Source organism: Cohaesibacter marisflavi (assembly GCF_963665895.2).
Classification (GTDB): domain Bacteria; phylum Pseudomonadota; class Alphaproteobacteria; order Rhizobiales; family Cohaesibacteraceae; genus Cohaesibacter; species Cohaesibacter marisflavi.
In genome coordinates this window covers 100057-122761 of record NZ_OY762534.1, presented here as the reverse complement: position 1 = coordinate 122761, position 22705 = coordinate 100057, and the positions used below count along the sequence as shown (strand labels likewise).

The window sequence follows — 22705 nt, the reverse complement described above, 5'->3', positions numbered from 1 at the left end:
AAGGCGATGAAAAAGCACTCCGTTACCATTGCTGGCCATCGCACGTCCATTTCTCTGGAAGATGAATTTTGGCAAGGCCTGAAGGCTTTGGCCGATAGCCGCAACAAGTCTCTGGCGGACATCATCCGCCAGATCGACAAGGACCGCGGCAGAAACAATCTCTCCTCAGCCATCCGCATCTCGGTTCTGGACTATTACAAATCCCGCATCCCTGCGCAGTTTGACGATGCCATCCCCGATAGCGGGCATCAATAATTCTGGATTATATAGTCCGACGCCATATCATCATCTGAAAATGAGAATGAAAGCCCCCGCCCAAGAGAAGGTACGACCCGATCCTTTGGCAAGGTGTTGAGCCGCTGGGGCAGATCAATGTAGTTCGCTGGCGGCAGCGCTTCCTCTGGCTGCCCCTGTGGGGTACCGGACGGAACCGATTGCGTCGTCAGTTCATCCAACGGGCGCATAATGATGTCTCCCGCATTGATGTCAAAGGATGGCGTAGCTGGTGTTTTCTCCGATTGAGGCGCTGGCACAGGGTCCTTCTGGCGCAGGGATTCAAGCAGATCCGCCTCAGCCTTGGCTCTTTGGGATTCTTCTGTTCTTCTTGCAGCTTCCCGCTCTGCCACAGCCTTGCGTTCCGCTTCTGCTCGAGCGCGCTGTTGAGCAGCGGCATCTTCCCGGGCTTTTTGTTCTGCCCGTTTAGCAGCGTCTGCCGCTTTCCGTTTTGCCTCTAGCTCAGCCTTGCGTTGTGCTTCCTGCCTTGCAGCCTCGGCTTGTGCTTCGTCCACCTTTTTGGCCTCCGCCTCAGCAGCAGCCTGCTCGGCTGCCATCGCCTCCTTCTCCTTGGCTATCTGCTCCTCTTCGCGATGCTTGGCCCGCTCGCGATAAAGACGCAGTAATCGACGCATGCGGTCTTTCTCCAGAATATCGGCCTGCAAACGTTCAACGCGGTCCACTTCCCGCTCGAACGCGCGAATGGTCAGATAGCCGGTAAAGGGCGCAACATCAACCACGCGCTCGGGCGCTTCCATCGGACCGGAAAAAGCAAGCCCCACCTCGGGCTGGGCGCCGGTCACAGCGTCTTCCTCATCCGGCTCGACCTTGATCGACCAATCGCCATCAAGTGTCTGGTTGGACAAATCGACCACCAGATTGCCTCGCGATTGGAGGATGTCCGCATCGGCTTCGATATTGTTGGCGCGCAAGGCCCCGCCAGCGATGACAAAGGTGCCCTCAACGCTGGAAACCTCGGTGGAACCAGCATCCATATGGGAGACAAAGGTGTTCCTGATATCTTCGTCATTCAATTCCATACCGGCATCGACTGCGCGAATAACCTGCGCAAAAGCCGACGGATTGAGATAGTTGAGCGTTGCATCCTTAAGCGTAAAGGTCCCCGTGCCGGAGAGGCCGGACACCAGCCCCGCCATGGACCGTCCCTGACTTTCGACATCGAGATTGACATCAAGCTGCCCGCGGGCAACAGAGCGTCCGTCACGCTGCCAGACGAGCGGCGCCAAAGCGGCATTTTTAACCCGAATATGGGATTTAAGAAGGGCTTCCCCTTCCACATTGTCCAGATCCAGACCGCCGCTCACCTCTCCGCCCTGCAACAAGGCCTTGAAGTCGCGCACAGACAGGCCACTATCCTGCCAGACAAGAGAGAAAGATGGTTGCTGGAAAATATAGGGCGCAGCAAGCTCAAGGCTGCGCGCCTTAACCGACACATCCACCTTGATGGGCAGATCCTCCCCTGTGGTCACAGGCGCAATGAAGGCAAGATCAGGCCAATTGCGATCAATCGCTGTCAGCCGCCCGGCGCCAAGCACCGTTTCACCAAGCCAGATGCCATCCATATCCCCAAGCTCGACAGCACCCTTGAGCAGGCGATTGTTAACCCGATGCGTCAGGTTCAGTGCGCCCGACACAGGCTGATCGTTCCACTGCCCTTCCAGCGCATCAACAGCCAGTGCCTTGTCATCAAGGGTCAGCCCGGCCTTCAATGAAACCGGTAGGCTTTCCCCCGGATTGGTCAGAGATACGCCAGCCGCCATCAAATAAGGCGCCAGATCAGAGGTCTCGAAGGTAACCTGCCCCTCGCTTTTCAGAGCATCCCGGCCATCGGGGGTAAACTGCACATCGCCATCATAGGTCAATGCACCGTCATCAGCCTTGAGCGAGCCCGTAAAGGCAGCGCCATCCGCCAGTGCGCCTTTGAGAGAGGCAGACGCGGACAGTCGAGGCAAGTCGATGAGCCCGTCGCCCAACCCCATCAGAGATAGCAACTTGCGCCCATCGGGATTATCCATGTCGACCGCAAGATCCAGATCGCCATTGGCCCAGTCTGCCAGCGCACCATCCAGAGTGCCTTTAAGGGAGGCATTGCCGCCACCAAGCGTGCCGTCCAGCTTGGCGCTTAAACCACGCTCGGCATTGCCCCCCGAAAGGGAGAAGGAAAGATCCGCAGGCGACATGGCCCTCTGATTGCGTGCAAACCAGCCAGCAGCAGGCTGATCGGGAACCAGCCTTTCAATAAGCGCAGAAAACCCTTCCAGATCATCCGCGCTGATCTTGCCCTCGATTCGGCCATGGGGCGTGCCCGAAACATCCTGCAACAGGCCTCGTGCCGAGATCGTGGCACCCGCAAAATCGTCGACACTCAACTGGTCGATCTCAATGCTGCCCTTGGCCAGCCGCAATTTGGCGCTCAGGCTATTGCCTTCAAAGCTGCCCGACACCAGTCGATTGGTTTCAATATCAAGCGCGATATCCTGCAAAGGCGCTCTTGAACCGGAGGAATTGCTCAGCAAAAGGGAGCCAACCCCCATCACCGCATCCAGATCGATCCGCTCCGCGTCCAGATTGATGGACAGGGCATCGCCTTTGCTCTCGTCCCCCTGAGTGCCGGCATACCAGTCGATATAGCCCGTGGCGCGATCGCCCTCCATGGACAGATCCAGATCAGACACCTGAATATGGTCCGATTTGACCAGCACTTGCCCGCTAAGGTCAAAGGGCGTCAATTGGCCACTGGTCGGCGCATCATCAAGCCACCATTTGGAAAAGGCCAACGGCTGATCCGATCGGATGCGCGCTTGCCCTTCGAACCCGTTGCGTTTGCCATTGTCGTCCATCTGACGGGAAAACAGTCCCGAAAGAGAAACAATCGTCTGTCCCGGCAGGTCTGCAGTCAGTTGATCAATCTTCCATGCCGTGCCAACCAGATCCGCGTCCAACTGCAAATTCCGGATCACACCGCCTCCGAGAATGACACCGGGGACATCAAATCCGATATGTCCTGGAATGCCGGGCAGAGGCATCTCGGCCAGAGAATTGGCCAACGTCTCGATACCGTCCTGCAAATTGATCGGCGCATTGGGTCCATTGCCCAGAGCACGGTCGAAATCCAATTGACGCGAAGAAACCACCACGTCAAATCGCGGTTTCGCGCCAAAATCGATGGTGCCTGCGCCATTCAGCCGATAGGCCTGATCCACCGGACCATGGGAAAACTCGAATTGCGGCATGACCAGCGATGAGGCCGTAAGATCACTATCCCCGCTCAAGGTCCATGGTGTGACCGAGCCTTCCAGCCCCTCAATGGCATTGGTGATGCGCGTGGTGCCGACATAATGGAGCCGCTCGTCTGCCCCTTCCTGAATGTTGCCATCCATGGCAAGGGACACAGCAAAATTGGCGGGCGTCAAAAGGCTCTTGACCCGCATGCCCTCGGCACTTGCGGTGCCGGTTGAAAGCATCAGAGAATAAGGATTTCCATCCATCCGGAAGGCGGCTTCGATCTTGTAAGGGCCGACCAGCGTGCGCGCTTCCAGCCCCCCATTGAGCCCCGTCAGGCGCTTGCTGCGGCCGGAGCTTCTGTCGAGAAAGTCAATCTGTCCATTGTCGATCCGCACATCATTGAGGCGGATCTTTTCCATATCCAGATCCCAGAGCTTACCGCCATCCTGACGCCAGTCGAACCGGCCCTGCTCGTCCACCTCAAGCTTGAGAGACGGGCTTTTCAAAGTCATGTCAACGACTTCGATCTTGCCTTGAACAAGGGGAAACAGCTCAATGCCAATATCGAATGCATCAACGGTCAGAATGGGGTTCTGCTCATCAGGCCCCACATGCACGCTTTCAAAATGCAGCCGGGGCATGGGCAGGATTTGCATGTCGGCAGCGCCCAAGACATGCACAGGCTGCCCCAGCGCTATCGTGGCCTCGCGCTCGAAAGCGGCACGATAGGATGTCCAATCAACAAATAGCGGTCCAACCAGCGCTATGACGAGCGCCAGCAAAATGGACCCACCAATCGTAAAATAGAGACTATTCAGGACCCTGCCCCCCTGGAAAACAAACGGACAAAGATCAGATCAAGAAATCCCTCAGAAGTGAATGCCCTTCAAAGCCAGTTTCAACTTTTGAAAATCACAAAACTTGCTTGCAATAAAACCGTTCACTCACACAAGAACCAACCGATCAGACCGGAAACGCCAAACTCAAGAGCATGGATGCATACCGCCCCGCCGATTTTATGACCCGACCCTTCATTCCGTTGGTAAGTCTTAAAAATTTCTTACTCCCAAATAACACTTGCACCGCCATCTGAAAAGGACAAACCAGATGGACAAGCATTGATAAGACAAAAGAAATTCAGCATCAAAGTGCCCATCATGCCCGATCTAGCCATGCTCAGGCAATATCTTGCCCGGATTCATGATATTTTTTGGATCGAACGCTTCCTTGATCGCGATCATATAGCTCAGGGCTGGGCCGAATTCCTTGGTCATATATTTCATCTTGCCCTGCCCTACACCATGTTCACCGGTGCAGGTGCCGCCCATGGCAATGGCGCGCTCGGCTAGCCGCCCAAGAAACGCATCCGCCTTGGCATGCTCTTCCGGATTTTCAGGATCGAGCAGCAGCTGGACATGGAAGTTGCCATCGCCCACATGACCCACAATGGGAGCCAGAAAACCGGTCGCCTCGATATCCTTCTGGGTTTCCCGCACACATTCGGCAAGTTGGGAAATGGGAACACAGGCATCGCTGGATACGCTCTTGGCGCCGGGCCTTAGAGAGAAGGTGGCCCAGTAGGATTCATGACGGGCCGTCCACAGGCGGGTGCGATCTTCCGGCTTGGTTGCCCACTCGAAATCGGAGCCGCCGAATTCCTCAATGATATCGGCGAACAATTCCGCCTGCTCTGCAACGCCACTGTCCGTGCCGTGGAATTCCACCAGCAATGTCGGGCGTTCTTCCAACCCCAGCTTGGAATGCAGGTTGACGGCCTTGACCTGAAGGCTGTCGAGCAGTTCAATGCGCGCCACCGGAATACCGCACTGGATGGTCATGATCACGGCATTGCACGCACTCTCCAGATCGGGAAAGCCGCAAATGCCCCCCGAAATGGCCTGCGGAATGCCGGAAAGCTTAAGGGATACCTCTGTAATAATGCCCAATGTGCCTTCGGAGCCCACCAGAAGACGGGTCAAGTCATAGCCGGCCGAGCTTTTCTTGGCCTTGCTGGCCGTTTCAATGATGGTGCCATCAGCCATGACGGCTTTGAGCGAAAGCACATTGTCTTTCATGGTGCCATAGCGCACCGCATTGGTGCCCGAGGCCCGTGTAGCGGCCATACCACCAAGAGAAGCATCTGCCCCCGGATCTATGGGAAAGAACAAGCCCGTATCGCGCAGATAATCATTCAGCTGCTTGCGGGTCACGCCTGCCTGAACCGTACAGTTGAGATCTTCGGCACAAACCTCCAGAATGGCGTTCATGCCCGAAAGATCAACAGAGATGCCGCCATAGGGCGCATTCAACTGCCCCTCAAGCGAAGAGCCCGAGCCAAAGGCGATCACTGGCACGCACTGTTCATTGCACAGTGCAACAATTTCGGAGACCTCCTCAGTGCTTTGCGCGAAGACAACCCCGTCCGGCATTTCGTTCTGCAGGCCCGTCGTGGTATGGGCATGCTGCTCGCGCAGAGCCTTGCCCATCGTGAATCGGTCCCCGAACCGTTCCGACAATTTCGAACAGACCGTATTGATGGCCTCCTCGTTTTTGTGATGTTTGAAATGGGGCTGAACGGCAGTAGACATAGAACACTCCGGATAGATTGGCTTTGAGCTTTTTGATCCAATTACGCACACTCACGCGCAAATTGCCAGACCGAGCCCCTGAATTCGCACAGCCAGACGCCCACCGGAGAAAGGGCGATAAATTTTTTCAGCATTGTATCGCATCATGGCTTGAAATCTGGCCTCATCGTCCCATGCATAGCTCCTCTTTCGATTCCGCTCTTCTGCCCCCATTTAACGAATGATATGAGATTGTCATACCAGCGAAAACATTGTTTTCGCGGGGTCTTTTTTGCGTTGATCAGCGCTCATAATCCTTCGAATGGTAGCCTAAAGCCAACGTGATACATGGTCACTCTCTGTTGACCCGCTTGCGGCCTTTGCTATTGTTGGACCATTGAAGCCGGTTTCCTTCTTTTCAAAGGAGGCAGCCGGAATGAGAATTCGCTTTGATTATCGCATTTCAAACACTCATTTCCACGAGCAAAACCAAAAAGCCAGCCTAGAACCATGAACAACCGATTTCACCTGCATCTTCCGCATGGCAAGCGTGTCAGAGCCCAACGCATGATCTGGCAAAGACGGATCATTTTCGGACTGGGCGGTATTATGGTTGGCCTCGCCGCAGTGGTGTTGGCCATGGGTGCCGATTCCAGCCAGGATCTTTATCGTCAACTGATCGAAGCCTACCCCTATGCAGGCCTTTTCGTAACACCGCTCGGCTTTGGTGCCATTGTCTGGGCCACCAACCGGTATTTCCCCGGAACGCAAGGGTCCGGTATCCCGCAAGCCATCGCAGCCCGACGCCTCAAGCGCCCGACAAGCCGTGCCCGACTCGTCGGCATCCGTTCGGCCGTGGGCAAGGTCATCATGACATTGCTCGGTTTGATGATCGGGGCATCGACTGGCCGTGAGGGCCCCACCGTTCAGGTTGGCGCAGCTGTCATGTTCCTGACAGGCCGCATCGCTCCCAAACGCCAAGTCGGCCTCATCCTCGCCGGTGCTGCAGCCGGTATTGCTGGTGCTTTCAACACACCTCTGGCAGGGATCGTTTTTGCCATTGAGGAAATGAGCCGCTCTTTCGAGATGCGCACCAGTGGCATGATCCTGGGCACGGTGATTCTCGCCGGTCTCACATCCATGGCTATTTTCGGCAACTACACCTATTTTGGCACCTCCCACGATCTGCTGCAATTCGGCTGGGGCTGGATAGCGGTTCCCATCGTGGGCGTAATTGGCGGATTGGCCGGCGGCTTTTTCTCCAAGATTCTGGTGCTGTTTACCTATGGCCTGCCCGGCACTGTCGGCAAAATCATCAAAGCCCATCCGGTTCCCTTCGCAATCCTGTGCGGCCTGTTTGTTGCCCTTGCCGGTCTTTATACCGATGGCGCGGTCAACGGTTCGGGCTATGAAGCAGCCCGCGATGTGCTGCATGGCGAAACCGATCTGCGCCTTGAATATGCACCGCTCAAACTGCTGGCCACCATCGCCTCATCCATCAGCGGCCTGCCGGGCGGCATTTTCTCCCCGTCCTTGTCAGTCGGAGCCGGCCTCGGAGCTGACCTTGCAGGCTTCTTCCCCAAGGTTCCCGTCGGCGCCATCGTGCTTTTGGGCATGGTGTCTTACTTCACCGGCGTGGTGCAGGCCCCCATCACCTCATTCGTCATCGTCATGGAAATGACCGATAACCACCAGATGATGCTGCCGCTCATGGCCTGCGCCCTGATCGCCAATGCCGCTTCCAAGGTCTTCTGCAAGGAAGGGGTCTATCACCTGCAATCGGGCAAGTTCTACGATTTTGCCCGCCAGCGCGATTCGGAGCAGGCACCTCCCGCCCCCAAGAGCTAGCCTTGGCACACGCTCATCTGCGCAAATGACAGACATAAAAACCCAAAAGCCGCCCCACAAGGCGGCTTTTTGCTTTTCCCCCTATTCTGCCGAAGGTTAGGCTTGACGTTTGAGGCAAAAATTTCAAAGCTTTGCAATGAAAACGGGGTGAAACCGATCAACGGCTCCTCTCCCTTTACAGCGGCTCAGCGACAAGAGTTTGCCGACCATGATCAGGACCAACCCGATCAAACTGATACGAAGCTGGATAGAACCGAACTGGTCGATCTATATTTCGACCCAGCAGCCCAAGCTTTGGCTTTTTTCCATTCTGATCGGATTTATGGTCTCTCTGGCCGCCATTCTGTTTCGGCTCGGCATTGGCGGCGTGCAATGGTTCTGGCTGGGCACAAGCGCAGAGAATGTCATTGCGGCTCTGCGAGAGGCTCCATCCTGGCTTGTGGTTGCAGCTCCCACCCTTGGCGGCGTCTTTGTTGGAGCCTTTCTGCAATATGTCCACCCCATCAAACGCGCTGAAGGCGTGGCCGATGTCATCGAAGCGCGAGCGCGCGGCGGCAGAGGGCTACGCTTCTGGCAAGCGCTGGATAGCGCAACGGTGACCATCATCTCCCTTGGGGCTGGCGCAAGTGCAGGCCGCGAAGGCCCCATCGTGCATCTGGGCGCCAGTCTGGCCAGATCTCTTGGCCGTAGGCTCGCCATACCGGCTGCATCACAAAGAGTGCTGCTCGCCTGCGGAGTGGCCAGTGCAGTTTCGGCCTCGTTCAACGCGCCCATCGCAGGGGTGCTCTTTGCCCATGAGGTCATTCTGGGCCACTATGCCATGTCCGCCTTCGTGCCCATCGTGTTGGCGTCTGCGGTAGGCACCACATTCTCGCGCCTCTTTTTTGGCGATGTAGCCTCTTTCATCATCCCCGACTACCAGATCACCTCTTACTGGGAGCTGCCGTCCTTTGCCCTTCTGGGCATCGTCTGCGCCATTGTTGCGGTGCTGTTCCAAACCTCGTTGCTCGGCACAGACTGGATCGCGCGCCACATCAAGATGCCGCTCATATACCGCCCGATCATTGGCGGCTTTCTCGTTGGCCTTATTGCTCTGGCTTTTCCTGAGGTGCTGGGCGTTGGCTATGAAGCGACCGACCTTGCGCTCAAGCAACAGCTTCCCCTGACGATGCTGCTCTCGCTCATTGTCGCCAAAGCACTGGCAACATCCATAACACTGGCCTCGCGCTTTGGCGGCGGAATCTTCTCGCCCTCGCTTTATATCGGCGCCATGGTCGGAGGCACCTTCGGCCTCATAGCGCAACCCTTGCTGCCCGAAATCGCCTCCACTCATGGCCTTTATGCGCTACTGGGCATGGGGGCCGTGGCTTCGGCCATGCTCGGCGCGCCCATATCCACGACCATGATCGTCTTTGAATTGACCGGTGGGTATGCACTCTCTATCGCCCTCTTGGTGACGGTCTCCATCTCCAACGGCCTCGCCGTGGCGCTCAGCGGGCGCTCCTACTTCCACTGGCAATTGGGCATGCGCGGCATCTTCCTGCATGAAGGCTCCCATCGCTATGTCGTGAAAAACACCACGATTGCGGACTTTTACACTCCCCTAGCGGCAGACATTCCCATTGAAGACACCGTACTTGAGCATAATATGGAACCGATCAAGCTGCAGGACACACTGGAACTGGCGCTCAAGAAATTTGATGACAATGGCGGCAGCAATCTCGCCGTGCTTGATCCGGACAATCCGGGCCGTATTCTGGGCTGGGCCCGGCAGGTGGATGCCCTTCGCCATTTCAACGCCGTGTTGATCAACACACAGGTCGAAGAACATCGCTAGAGGGCCAAGGCCTTTCAATCGCCTGCTTTCCGATAGAGAGAAGAAAACAGCCATCCGGGCAGTCGGAAGCGATCTGAGGCGAAAAGATCACCAAAAGGGCAAATTTGCCCCTGACAAACCACATTTGTTGCTATAATGTTCTTGTTTGGATTCGATGCATGGATCCCTTCTTGCGCTTTTGCCCTTTGCAAACCAGAAGCAAGGCCATTAAACAATCCAAACCCAGAGCTATTCACACACGATCCGAGCCGGTCTTGAATATGAATAGCGTTTGAACCAATGCATGAGCGCACGAGCCGATCAAAGCCATCGATCAGCGCTCTTAAAACCGAACACAGTTGGACCCGGTAGCCTCTATGTCTGATCTTTTTGCACCATCGCCAATCTCTCCGCATAACGAGATGCAGGAGGAAGATCAGGAAGGCATACGCGCCAAGCTGGCCCGCATGCACCCCACGCCTTATCTGAACGGGCTCAACCCTGAACAGCGTGATGCAGTGGAAAGCCTTGACGGACCTTTGCTGGTCTTGGCTGGTGCAGGCACAGGCAAGACCCGCGTGTTGACCACCCGCATTGGTCACATTCTAGCCACCCGCCGCGCCACTCCCTGGCAGATCCTGTCGGTGACCTTCACCAACAAAGCTGCCCGCGAGATGAAGGAGCGTATCGGCTCACTCATTGGCGGCTCGGTGGAAGGCATGCAGTGGCTGGGCACATTCCACTCCATCGGCGTCAAGATCCTGCGTCGCCATGCCGAATTGGTCGGCCTCAAGTCCAATTTCACGATCCTTGATGCGGACGATCAGCTCCGCCTGCTCAAGCAGCTCATTCAGGCCAATGCCATTGAAGAAAAGCGCTGGCCTGCACGCCAGTTGGCAACCCTGATCGATAGCTGGAAAAACCGCGGTCTTTCACCTGATCAGGTGCCGCAGGATGAAGCCTTCCTGTTTGCGCAAGGCAAGGGCATCGCCCTTTACAAAGCCTATCAGGATCGCCTGAAAATTCTCAATGCCTGCGACTTTGGCGATCTGCTGCTCGAATGCATCCGCCTGTTCCGCGAGAATCCTGACGTGCTGGCGGCCTATCATCAGAAATTCCGCTATATTCTGGTGGACGAGTATCAAGACACCAACGTGGCGCAATATCTCTGGCTGCGTCTGCTGGCCCAATCGAGCCACAATATCTGCTGTGTGGGCGACGATGACCAGTCGATCTATGGCTGGCGCGGCGCCGAAGTGGACAATATCCTGCGTTTTGAAGAGGATTTCCCCGGCGCCAAGGTCATCCGCCTTGAGCGCAACTACCGCTCCACGGCTCATATTCTGGCAGCAGCCTCCCATCTCATCACCTACAATGCCGGACGGCTTGGCAAGACCTTGCATCCGCAAATCGAGGATGATGAAGCAGAGAAGGTCACCGTTGCGTCTATCTGGGATTCCGAAGAGGAAGCCCGCACCATTGGCGACCAGATCGAATCCTACCAGCGCAACGGGCATGAACTGAATGACATGGCCATTCTGGTGCGCGCGTCCTTCCAGATGCGCGAATTTGAAGACCGCTTTATCACCATGGGACTCAATTATCGCGTCATCGGCGGCCCTCGCTTCTATGAACGGGCAGAAATTCGCGATGCATTGGCCTATTTCCGAGCCATGGTACAGCCTGCGGACGATCTGGCCTTCGAGCGCATTGTCAACACTCCGCGCCGGGGTTTGGGCAATGCGACAGTCCAGCAGATCCACAATCTGGCGCGCGCCGAGGAAATCCCACTGATGGAAGCGGCAACCGAGATTGTCGATTCAGAGGAATTGAAGCCCAAGCCACGCAATTCGCTAAAAAGCCTTCTGGGCCAGTTCAATCATTGGCGCACCATGCTTGCCACAATGAAGCATACAGAACTCGCCGAAATCATCCTTGATGAATCCGGCTACACGGAAATGTGGCAGAAGGACAAGTCGCCAGACGCACCGGGTCGGCTTGAGAACCTCAAGGAATTGATCCGTTCCATGGAGGAGTTCGACTCCCTACCCAGCTTCCTTGAACATATCGCGCTGGTCATGGATCGGGATTCCGCCGAGACCAACGATGCCGTCTCGATCATGACCCTGCATTCGGCCAAAGGGCTGGAATTTGACACCGTCTTCCTGCCCGGTTGGGAAGAAGGCCTGTTCCCCCACCAGCGCGCTCTGGATGAATCCGGCACCAAAGGGCTGGAAGAAGAACGCCGCCTTGCCTATGTGGGCATCACGCGCGCCAAGAAGCGGGCCAAGATCTATGTTGCCTCAAACCGGCGCATTCACGGCCTTTGGCAAAATTCCATTCCATCACGCTTCCTTGATGAACTTCCCTCCAAACATGTGGAGATAGAGGAAAGCCAGTCTACCTATGGCGGCTATGGCGCATCCGGTGTGGGCGGCTCCATCTATGGCAAGAGCCGGTTTGACACATCCGATCCCTTCGAGAATAGCTATGACACGCCGGGCTGGAAACGGGCACAGGCCAACAAGGCCAGCAGGGGCAAGTCGTCCACGCCCAAGGCGAAACGGGCTACCACGACAATCGAAGGCGAACTGGTCGCAAAGAGTGTTTCCGATAGCCCGTCCAAATTCGCCATTGGCGAACGGGTTTTCCATCTCAAATTCGGCTATGGAGAAATCAAGTCCATAGAAGGCAACAAGCTGACGATCCAGTTCCAGACGGGCCAAAAGCGCGTCCTTGACAGTTTCGTGGAGAAACATTGATCCTTCACGCTTGCCTTTAAGGCTTCGAAGGTCTATCGACTGTCCAGATCAGCTTTACAAGAGGAAACCATGGCCCATTATCTTTATGCCGAAGGCTCTGCAAAAGACATTCAGGCTGCCGCCAAGCATCTTGAAGTCATCTTCGAAGAGGACGGCTTTGCCATCTCGAATTTCGAAATTGATGAGGATAATGGCATCTGGGCCCTCTCCCTCTACCCTTCAGAAGAGGCAATCAAGGACGCACACAAAAAGGCGCTCTCAGAGCTGGCTGGCCTCAACATCGCGCTTCCGCTCGCGGTGGAAGATCTGGGAGACGTTGACTGGGTGTCAAAGAGCCTTGAAGGCCTTGTGCCGGTCGAAGCTGGCCGCTTCATTATCCACGGTTCCCACGACAAGGGCATGGATACGCATGGGCGCATTCCGGTGCAGATCAATGCGGGTCAGGCTTTTGGCACCGGCCATCACGGCACAACGGCAGGCTGCCTGAAAGTACTGAGCGACGAGCTACGCCGCACGCATCCGCTACGCATTCTCGATCTGGGCACAGGCTCGGCCGTACTGGCCATCGGGCTCGCCAAGATGTTGAAACAGGAAATTGTGGCAACGGATATCGACCCGGTTTCGATCGAAACGGCCAAGGACAATATCCGCATCAACGAAGTGCATCCCTTTGTCACCACAGCGGTGGCCGCAGGCTTCAGTCATCCGGTTTTCAAGGAAAAAGGGCCATTTGATCTGATCGTTGCCAACATTCTGGCCGGGCCACTGTGCAAAATGGCGCCAGATCTGGCAAACAATCTCGCCCTTGGCGGACGTGTCATCCTCTCCGGCCTGCTGCCGCATCAGCGCGCGCGCGTTCTTTCAGCCTATCGCCAGCAAGGCTTCCGGCATATCAGAACAGTCAAAGAAGACGGTTGGCTTGTTCTGGTCCTCGAGAGATAAGCAGAGATCCATCAGGATCGACCAGTTTTCCTGCTTTGTTGCATCTGAAAGTCATTTGCTTTCCGGGCATCCGCCCGGAAGCTCCTCTCAGAGCCAGGCATATAAAGGCCACATGCCTCATATATGCGGGGGTACCCTTGAGCTTCCCTTGAAGGGGAAGTTCAAGGATCTTATTTGTCGTTGTCGTCGCGAGCAGATACAGAATTTTCGAAGTCAGCGGAGTAAAGTTCGATGTAAGAACGAGCTTCAGCTTCACGGGCTGCGATCAGGCGTTCAAAAGCGTTGCTAAGAATGGACATTTGGTTTTCCTTTCGATCTTCGGTCAATTTTTTGACCGCTTCCTTATACCAAAGTTATATAGCAGACTGCCTTGGAAACAAAAATACACAGTTTCTCAAGTCAGCCACACTAATTCTGCATAGCAATCTATCCAGCTATGTCATTCACATTCACGCATCTTTAGGGATAAGGCGATCAGGCCACTAAAATGAGAGAGCATAAATAAAAAAAGCGGGCCTAAGCCCGCTTGTTTTAGTGGAGTTTGTTTTTGGACGGCTTTGCTCCTCCCGTCCGGACGCTTCTCTGGATGTCTGCCTGATCGGCAATTTGTCTTCACGCTTAAATCATCCAGGAAGCCTCACGGCGATTAGCCGCGAGGATCGTTGGTCATGTCGATGATAGAGTCGAGGCCACGGTCAGACATATATTCGTCTACAAAACGCTGAGCCTGCTCTTCACGAGCCGTGATAACTTTTTCAAGAGCGCGGTTAAAGAAGTTCATGATAATAACCTTTCTTCTGTATGGTGATTGTCTGTTTGACTTACATCATGGAATATGGGCTATCCCCCTCCATTCAAAAAGACCCAATAACTCAAAACAGCGATGCGCAATATGCATAACGAAAATTTTAGCTAGTCCATTTTCGCAAATATTCAGTTTTTATGCATGATAAAAACTTCCCTCTCGCAGGCCTTACCGCCCTTGCTCGACCTGCTGAAATTTGGCACTGTGAAGGCGAAAATCCTTGTCTATACAGGGAGCGGACCCGAAGTCCCAACCCCGCATCTCTCAGGAAAATCAATATGTTTCAAGATTTTAGTGATACGGCAAACCCTGATCAGGGACGCCTCCGCATCCCTTTGTTGCGCGAGCAGCTCAAGACACAGGGCCTTGATGGCTTCATCATGTCCCGCGCGGACGAGTTCGGCGGCGAAAACATAGCCCCGTATGCGGAACGCCTTGAATGGCTAACTGGTTTCACAGGATCTGCCGGGAGTGCTGTCATCCTAGAAAAATCCGCCGCCATCTTTGTGGACGGTCGTTATACCCTGCAAGTGCAAGATCAGGTTGATACCAAGCTGCTGACGCCTGTCGCTATTTTGGAAAAATCGGTCTCCCAGTGGCTTTCCGGAACACTGGAAGGTGGAGAAACCATCGGCTTTGACCCTTGGCTCTACACCCAGAGTGCAGTCGATCGGTTCCGCAAGACATGCGAAGAAAAGGGAGCAACCCTTGTTGTCTGCGAGACCAACCCGGTGGATGCGATATGGACGGACCACCCGATCCGCCCGCAAAACCCCATTGTGCCCCACCCAATGGAGCTGGCAGGCGAACCCTCGGAAGACAAGCTTGGCAAGATCGCCAAAGGCTTCGCCTCCAAGGCTCACGCCACCTTCATCACGCAGGGCGACAGCATCGCCTGGCTGTTCAACATCCGTGGTAGTGACGTGGCTTGCGCGCCTCTGCCCCTTGCCTTCGCCATCGTGCGCGCGGATGCCACAGCCTATCTCTTCACGGACCTTGCCAAGCTGCCCGATGAAACCCGCGCTCATTTGCCCACTCAAGTCACCATCGCACCGTTTGAGGATCTGCCAGCCATCATCGCTGCGTTATCCGGCCCTGACAAAAGCTGGATGCTGGACGAAACCATTGTTCCCTTTGCGATCAAGACCATGATCGAGGATGCAGGCTCCCCCATCATCAAGGCAGCCGACCCATGCCTCAAGCCCAAGGCCATCAAGAATGCCGCAGAGCTGGAAGGCATGCGCAAAGCCCATCATCGCGATGGTCTGGCCATGTGCCAGTTCCTGCACTGGCTGGACACCATGGCGCCGACCGATACTCTGGACGAAATCGCAGCCACAAAGGCTCTGGAAGAGTTCCGGGCATCCACCGGGTGCCTCAAGGACATTTCCTTTGACACAATCGCCGGAGCCGGCCCCAACGGGGCAATCGTGCACTATCGGGTAACGGAGGCGACCAACCGCAAGTTCGATCAGAATTCGCTATTCCTCATTGATTCCGGCGGGCAATATCCTGATGGCACCACGGACATCACCCGCACCATCGCCATCGGCACACCAGATGCGGAAATGAAGGATCGCTTCACCCGCGTTCTCAAAGGCATGATTGCCTTGACGCTGGCCCGCTTCCCTGCCGATACCAAGGGCATTCAGCTGGACACTCTAGCCCGCCAGCCACTCTGGGAGGTTGGTCTCGACTATGCCCACGGCACAGGCCATGGCGTAGGCTCCTATCTCTGCTGTCATGAAGGCCCGCAAAGCATTTCCAAGCGCGGTGGCGTGGCGCTGGAAGAAGGCAACGTGCTTTCAAACGAGCCGGGCTATTACAAGACCGGAGCGTGGGGTATCCGGATTGAAAACCTGATCACCGTCACCAAGGCTGAAACCATCGCAGGAGGAGAGCTTCCGATTCATGGCTTTGAAACCCTCACGCTCTGCCCCATCGATCAGCGCCTGATTGATGTGTCTCTGCTTGACGAGAGAGAAATCGGCTGGCTCAATGACTATCACGAGCAGGTTTTTGCTGAATTGTCAGCCGAACTCCCCGAGGATGTCCGCGCGTGGCTGGCGCAGGCCACAAAGCCGATCCACGCAGCCTAAGACACGCCTTAACGACGAACGCTAATAAAAAAGAAAAAGCCAGCCTGTTGATGAAGAGGCTGGCTTTTTCATTCGATCCAATCATGGCAGGCCGCAGAGGGGGCTAGCCCCCGATCAGCGCGATCCACTCATCTTCCGTCATGATGGTGATCTCCAGCTCCTGCGCCTTCTTCAGCTTGGAGCCTGCGCCCGGCCCAGCCACCAGAATATCTGTCTTCTTGGAAACCGAGCCAGACACCTTGGCACCGAGGCTTTCGGCCTGATTTTTTGCTTCGGTTCGGGAAAGCCGTTCAAGGCTGCCGGTAAAGACCACCGTCTTGCCGGAAACGGAACTGTCGGTTTGTACCGCTTCGGCTTCCTGCGGCGTCACCTCTTGCAAGAGCGCATCAATGACTTCTTCATTATGTTCTTCATTGAAGAATTCCACGATGCTGCGCGCCACAATCGCCCCGATCCCGTCGATACCGAGGAGGTCCTGCCAAGCATCACTGTTCGCGTCGCCAGCCGCCTTCATGGCTTCTCTCAGAGCCGCGAAGCTGCCATAATAACGCCCAAGCAGCTTGGCTGTCGTCTCACCTACATGGCGGATACCCAGCGCAAAGATGAACCGATGCAACTCTACATCGCGACGCTCATCAATGGCTGCAAACAGGTTCCGCGCCGAGGTCGGCCCCCAGCCATCCATATCACGCAGCCGTTCACCACGGCCCTTCTGTGCATCCATCTCGCTAAGATGGAAGATATCGGCTGCATTGCGTATCATGCCCTGCTCGAAGAAGGCCGTGACCTGTTTTTCACCCAGACCATCAATATCCATGGCATTGCGCGAAACGAAATGCTTGAGCTGCTCCACCGCCTGCGCTCGACAGACAAGACCGCCCGTGCAGCGACGAATAGCATCCAGCTCGCCATTTTCCTTCTTTTCGCGTACCGCATGAGAGCCACAGACAGGACAGACAGTGGGGAACACATAAGCCTCGCCGCGCTCTGAATTCTCGTCCAGTACCGGCCCGAGAATCTGCGGGATGACATCCCCTGCCCGCTGCACGGTGACCATATCGCCCACCCGCACATCCTTGCGGACAATCTCATCCTCGTTATGCAACGTCGCGTTGGAAACGACCACACCGCCCACGGTTACCGGCTCCAGTTTGGCAACCGGCGTCAGAGCGCCCGTACGGCCCACCTGAATGTCGATCTCGAGCAAGCGGGTGATTGCCTTTTCGGCAGGAAACTTGTGCGCAATGGCCCAGCGAGGCGCCCGCGAAACAAAGCCCAGCCGCCCCTGAAGATCAAGCCGGTCCACCTTGTAGACCACCCCGTCGATATCATAATCAAGGGCCGACCGCTGAGCTTCGATGGCATGATAATGCTCGATCAGGCCCTCGATGCTGTCATGGCGTTGCATCAATGGGTTGACGGTGAAGCCCCATGAGCCGATCCGCTGCACGGCCTCATATTGGGTCTCGGCCAAGGGCTCGCTCACTTCCCCCCAGGCATAGGCAAAGAAGGCCAGATTGCGCGAGCGCGTAATCTCGGCGTCGAGCTGGCGCAGAGAACCGGCCGCCGCGTTGCGCGGGTTGGCAAAGGTCTTGCCGCCGCTTTCGGCCTGTCGCTCGTTCAGCGCCAGAAATTCCGACCGCGGGAAATAAACCTCGCCCCGCACTTCCACCACGTCAGGAATGTTATCACCCTTGAGGCGATTGGGTATGGAGGCAATGGTCTTGATATTGGCCGTAATGTCTTCGCCCACAGTGCCATCGCCACGGGTGACACCGTAGACCAGTTCGCCATTTTCATAGCGAATGGATGCAGACAGCCCATCAATCTTCGGCTCTGCCGTGATCGACAGCGCAGCCTCACGCCCAAGGCCCAGAAAGCGCCGCACGCGGGCACCAAACTCGGAGACATCCTCATCGCTGAAAGCATTATCCAGCGACAGCATCGGCACGACGTGCGTGATCTTGGCAAATTTTTCAGAAGGAGCAGCCCCGACGCGGAAGGTCGGGCTGTCTTCCCGGCGCAACGTGGGGAAACGCAGCTCAAGGGCGCTGTTGCGCCTGCGCAGAGCATCATATTGCCCATCGGTCAGAACCGGCGCGTCTTCGCGGTGATAGAGCCTATCGGCCTCGGCAATTTCTTCGGCGAGGTAGGTAAGCTCCGCCTTCGCCTCGTCGGCCTCCAATTGATCAACCGGCTTCTCGCGCAAACTAATCCGATCCACGCCTTATGCTCCTGTTGTCTTACCGGAAATGAGATGCCGCGCCGCAGCCCGTGCCTCATCCGATATCACTTCGCCAGCCAACATGCGGGCAATCTCTTCTTCCCGATGGTCCCCATCGATCACCGTCACGCCCGTCGCCACGCGATCTTCGCCTTTGACGGCATTCTTGGCAATGCGCATGTGGGCGTTGGCTCGCGAGGCCACCTGCGGCGCGTGGGTGACCGAGAGCACCTGAACATTCTCTGCCAACCGCGCAAGGCGCCGCCCAATGGCATCTGCCACAGCACCACCAACGCCTGTATCAATTTCGTCAAAGACCAGCGTCGGGGCCGACCCCTTGTCCGCCATAGCCACCTTCAAGGCCAGTAGAAAGCGCGACAGTTCACCGCCGGACGCAACTTTCATCATCGGGCCAGGATGTGTCCCCGGGTTGGTCTGCACCCAGAATTCGATCTGGTCGATGCCCTCTTCGCTGCGTGCCTCAGCGTCGCTTGTCTGGTTGACAAGGAACTGGGCTGTTTCAAGCTTCAGGGATGGCAGCTCTACCATCACCTTCTTGATCAGATCCTTGGCGACTTTGGCCCGCTTGCGGCTCAGAGACTCTGCAGCCTTGTCATAAGATGCCTTGGTCTCGGACGCTGCTGCATGCAGCGCAACAAGCCGCTCCTCGCCATGGTCCAGCGCATCCAGCTCGGAACGCATCCGATCGAGCAGGCCAACCAGTTCATCGCCGGTCACCTTGTGCTTGCGGCAGAGAGCACGCAAAGCAAACAACCGTTCTTCGATCTGCTCCAACTCACGTGGATCAAAATCGGTCTGACGCTGCGCCTCTTCAAGACTGCTGCGAGCGTCTTCCAGTTCATTCAGGGCGATTGTCAGATGAGACAAGGTAGGTTCTAGCAAGCCCGGCATCTGCTCGGTCTTGCGCTCCAACCTACGCATCATGCTGGCAAGCGATGGGATGGGCGAGCCATTCCCGTCCAGAACCTCATAAGCCTCATTAAGATCGGTCGCAATTTTCTCCGACTGCATCATCGTGGTGCGCTTGGCAGCAAGCTCTTCTTCTTCACCTTCAATGGGATTGAAGCTTCCCAGCTCTTCAACAGACGCGGTCAGATAGTCCGCTTCCTTGCGGGCTTCTTCGATGGTCTTTTCCAGGGTGGCCAGATCGCGCTCTGCCTTGCGCCAAGCCTTATAGCGCTTGCGTACGCCCTCAAGCTCGCTCTGCAAGCTGCCGAAGGCATCCAGCAGCACCCGATGCTCTGACGCATCCACCAGGGCACGATCGTCATGCTGGCCATGGATTTCGACGAGCCCTTCGCCAACCCTGCGCAGCATCCCCGCGCTGACCGGCTGATCATTCACATAAGCGCGGGTTCTGCCGTCAGCATTCTGAACGCGACGCAGGATGAGATCGCCATCATGATCAAGCCCCTGCTCTTCCAGAAAGGCAAACACAGGATGGCTGGGCGCAATGTCAAACATGGCCACGATCTGCCCCTGCTTCTGACCGGCGCGCACCAAGCTGCCATCTCCACGCCCGCCAAGAGCCAGCGAGAGGGAATCCAGCAAGATCGACTTACCAGCACCGGTCTCCCCGGTCAAAACGGTCATACCGTCACCGAATTCAAGATCCAGTCGATCAATCAGAACAATATCGCGAATTGAAAGCGAGGCGAGCATGGTTTCCTCATAAGAGCAGACAGCATCAGGCAATCGCAAAGCTGACTCGATTTGCGCGCCATGCTATGCCAATTGCCTCATCAAAAGCAATCGGGCAATGCATGGTTGGCATGAACAAAACATGATCATTTCAACAGGAATATAGACAGCAAGGCAGGAATAGCCAGCCCTTAGCCCAGAATTTTGGCCATCCAGGAACCTTTGTTGATCTCAGGTTCATAGCCATCCTTGTTCAGCATGTTGTAGGACATCTTGTACCACTTGCTATCAGGATAGTTATGGCCCAGAACGGCAACGGCGGTTTGTGCCTCATGGGTAATTCCAAGAGCAAGATAGGCTTCAGCCAGACGCATCAGGGCTTCTTCCACCTGACGCGTTGTCTGATAATCCGTCACAACAACCTTGAACCGGTTGATGGCTGCAATATATTCCTTGCGCTCTAGATAATAACGGCCAACCTGCATTTCCTTACCGGCCAGTTGATCCATGGTCACACGAACTTTGCGGCGCGCATCGCTGGTATATTCAGAATCAGGATAGTTCTGAATCAGTTCGTTCATTGCCTGCAGGGCTTTTTTGGTCGTGTCCTGATCGCGGGTCACGTCCGGAATCTGATTGAAATAGGATTGGCCAATCAGATAGTAGGCATATGGCACATCTTCGTCGCCGGGAAACAGCGTGATAAAGCGCTTGGCCGAAGAGATACATTCGGTATATTGACCGCTTTTATATTGAGAATAGGCATTCAGGATCATCGAACGGCGTGCATAGTTTGAATAGGGATGCTGACGATCCAACTCATCAAACTTCTTCTTCGCTTCCTTGCGATCGCCATTTTCCATCGCGAGGAGCCCTTCGGCATAGAGTTTCTCTGCAGGAACTTCCTCAAAGGCCAGATCCGATGGATCCTTGCTGGCGCATGCGCCCAAACCGGACAATGCAATGAGAGCGAGCCCGAACCAGATCCGTTTCGCGAAAAGAAAATCCATCGATACTACTATCCTTTAACTGGAACAAATCTCTATCGGCACTCACTGCCTGATTGCCCCGAACAACCAGCTCTACTCTGATCACAGAGCAGCACTTTACGATATGATCAGCAAAGCCAAACCGTTCATCCAATCAGCGAACCGGTTTAACCTAGTTGAATTCCCTGTCTTAACAATAAAGCGCGCGTCCTTACCATCACAGAAATCACAATTGGGGAAAAATTGTGTCTGAATGCCAATTGCCTACCCAAATCTACACAGCAAACATGCCAATGCAAGCAAATCCGCGATCAATCAAATAATCAGGCCCAACGCAGACACAAAAAAGGGTGACCACCGCCACCCTGTTTCTCATCCATCATACATGGCGACCTAGCTGGTTTCTGGCCCCAATGCGATCCGCACAGACGCGGCGTCTACGGCAGAGCCAACGCGAGCTGCATTGCGAAGGGCTGGCACGGCTTCTACCCACTCCCAATTGCTGTCATCCGCGAACAAGGCTTCAAGCATGTTGAAGTTGAGTTTGTGGCCGCCTTTGAAGGAGCGATAATGCGCCAACAACGGAGCACCAGCCAGCGACAGATCGCCAACCGCATCCAGTGTCTTGTGACGGACGAATTCGTCTTTATAGCGCAGACCGTCCGGATTGACGATTTTCTGTTCATCATTGATGACAACGGAATTCTCAAGGGAAGAGCCCAGCGCATAACCAGCCGCCCAAAGGCGTTCGACATCAGACATGAAGCCAAAGGTACGGGCAAGGCTGATATCGCGCTTGAAGACATCCGGCGTCATCTCATCATCGAAATGCTGTACACCGATAGCGTCGCTCTCGAAGTCGATGGTCACGTCAAAGCGCTGTCCTTCGTAAGGCAGAAGCTCTCCAACAGAATCACCATTCTGCACACGAACCGGCTTGAGCACACGAATGTAGCGACGCGAGAAAGGCAGCTCTTTCAAGCCCACCTGATCAATCGCATCAATATAGGCCCGCGCGCTACCGTCCATGACGGGCACTTCGTCGCCATCAATCTCGACCATCACATTATCAACACCATACCCGCGGAATGCCGCCATGAGATGTTCGATGGTCGCTACCATGCCCTTTTCGGGATGACCTACGATGGTGCAAAGTCTTGTGTCGATGACAGAAGAATAGTCCCCCTTGATCTCAAACTCGGTCTTCTTTTCGCGATCAACGCGAAGGAAGGTTATGCCAGAGTTTGCGTCAGCAGGATGCAAGATCATTTCGACAGGTTTGCCGCTATGCACACCGACACCGGAAACCACAACGCGTTCTTTCAGAGTGGTTTGCTTGGCGTTTAGCAGTTTGGCCATTTATATTGCCCCTAATCGTATCCATCTTATTGCCAGATTTGGCGGCTACTGTGCGCTCTTGCGCTTCGCCCGCCCGGCAAATACCGGTACGCTTTGCTTTTATTTCGATGTCA

General features: G+C 55.5%; 14 protein-coding genes. 6 read left to right on the top strand and 8 right to left on the bottom strand.

Annotation, left to right across the window (positions count from 1 at the left end; all coding sequences use genetic code 11):
- The first annotated feature begins 6 nt into the window (after positions 1 to 6).
- Complete coding sequence (locus tag ACKPCT_RS01535; protein WP_319568180.1) at positions 7 to 255, top strand: ribbon-helix-helix domain-containing protein; 249 nt, start codon at positions 7 to 9, stop codon at positions 253 to 255.
- Here the strand turns inward: ACKPCT_RS01535 and ACKPCT_RS01530 are convergent.
- Both ACKPCT_RS01530 and ACKPCT_RS01525 read right to left on the bottom strand, forming a co-directional pair.
- Positions 249 to 4301: an AsmA family protein gene (locus ACKPCT_RS01530; RefSeq protein WP_319568179.1), complete on the bottom strand. Its 4053-nt coding sequence runs from the start codon at positions 4299 to 4301 to the stop codon at positions 249 to 251. The genes ACKPCT_RS01535 and ACKPCT_RS01530 overlap by 7 nt on opposite strands.
- A 384-nt stretch (positions 4302 to 4685) precedes the next feature.
- Positions 4686 to 6107: an FAD-binding oxidoreductase gene (locus ACKPCT_RS01525; protein ID WP_090074247.1), complete on the bottom strand. Its 1422-nt coding sequence runs from the start codon at positions 6105 to 6107 to the stop codon at positions 4686 to 4688.
- 546 nt (positions 6108 to 6653) lie between these two features.
- Between ACKPCT_RS01525 and ACKPCT_RS01520 the strand changes: the two genes are divergently transcribed.
- The 4 genes from ACKPCT_RS01520 (at position 6654) to ACKPCT_RS01505 (ending at position 13454) form a co-directional block, all read left to right on the top strand.
- Positions 6654 to 7934 (top strand): chloride channel protein, encoded by a 1281-nt coding sequence (locus tag ACKPCT_RS01520; protein WP_244544740.1) that lies wholly within the window; start codon positions 6654 to 6656, stop codon positions 7932 to 7934.
- A gap of 208 nt (positions 7935 to 8142) precedes the next feature.
- Positions 8143 to 9771, top strand: a complete 1629-nt coding sequence (locus tag ACKPCT_RS01515) for a chloride channel protein (protein WP_090074243.1) — start codon at positions 8143 to 8145, stop codon at positions 9769 to 9771.
- A gap of 401 nt (positions 9772 to 10172) precedes the next feature.
- A complete protein-coding gene (locus ACKPCT_RS01510; protein WP_244544750.1) occupies positions 10173 to 12512 on the top strand; it encodes an ATP-dependent helicase in 2340 nt (779 codons plus the stop codon).
- 69 nt (positions 12513 to 12581) lie between these two features.
- A complete protein-coding gene (locus ACKPCT_RS01505; RefSeq protein WP_407652451.1) occupies positions 12582 to 13454 on the top strand; it encodes a 50S ribosomal protein L11 methyltransferase in 873 nt (290 codons plus the stop codon).
- Between the two features lie 170 nt (positions 13455 to 13624).
- Here ACKPCT_RS01505 and ACKPCT_RS01500 read toward each other — a convergent pair whose 3' ends face one another.
- Complete coding sequence (locus ACKPCT_RS01500; RefSeq protein ID WP_280141782.1) at positions 13625 to 13753, bottom strand: hypothetical protein; 129 nt, start codon at positions 13751 to 13753, stop codon at positions 13625 to 13627.
- 347 nt (positions 13754 to 14100) lie between these two features.
- Complete coding sequence (locus tag ACKPCT_RS01495; RefSeq protein ID WP_280141781.1) at positions 14101 to 14235, bottom strand: hypothetical protein; 135 nt, start codon at positions 14233 to 14235, stop codon at positions 14101 to 14103.
- Between the two features lie 302 nt (positions 14236 to 14537).
- Here ACKPCT_RS01495 and ACKPCT_RS01490 point away from each other — a divergent pair, with 302 nt between their 5' ends.
- On the top strand, positions 14538 to 16358 hold the full coding sequence (locus ACKPCT_RS01490; RefSeq protein ID WP_319568178.1) for an aminopeptidase P family protein: 1821 nt from the start codon (positions 14538 to 14540) through the stop codon (positions 16356 to 16358).
- Between the two features lie 103 nt (positions 16359 to 16461).
- On the opposite strand, the gene ligA is transcribed toward ACKPCT_RS01490, so the two are convergent.
- The 4 genes from ligA to lpxC form a co-directional block, all read right to left on the bottom strand.
- Positions 16462 to 18582: an NAD-dependent DNA ligase LigA gene (gene ligA, locus ACKPCT_RS01485; RefSeq protein ID WP_319568177.1), complete on the bottom strand. Its 2121-nt coding sequence runs from the start codon at positions 18580 to 18582 to the stop codon at positions 16462 to 16464.
- Between the two features lie 3 nt (positions 18583 to 18585).
- Positions 18586 to 20265: a DNA repair protein RecN gene (recN, locus tag ACKPCT_RS01480; RefSeq protein WP_319568176.1), complete on the bottom strand. Its 1680-nt coding sequence runs from the start codon at positions 20263 to 20265 to the stop codon at positions 18586 to 18588.
- A gap of 170 nt (positions 20266 to 20435) precedes the next feature.
- Positions 20436 to 21254: an outer membrane protein assembly factor BamD gene (locus tag ACKPCT_RS01475; RefSeq protein WP_090074233.1), complete on the bottom strand. Its 819-nt coding sequence runs from the start codon at positions 21252 to 21254 to the stop codon at positions 20436 to 20438.
- A 372-nt stretch (positions 21255 to 21626) separates the two neighbouring features.
- The gene (gene lpxC / locus ACKPCT_RS01470; RefSeq protein ID WP_319568175.1) at positions 21627 to 22592 is read right to left on the bottom strand and encodes a UDP-3-O-acyl-N-acetylglucosamine deacetylase; all 966 of its coding nucleotides are present in this window, start codon (positions 22590 to 22592) and stop codon (positions 21627 to 21629) included.
- Positions 22593 to 22705 lie beyond the last annotated feature (113 nt).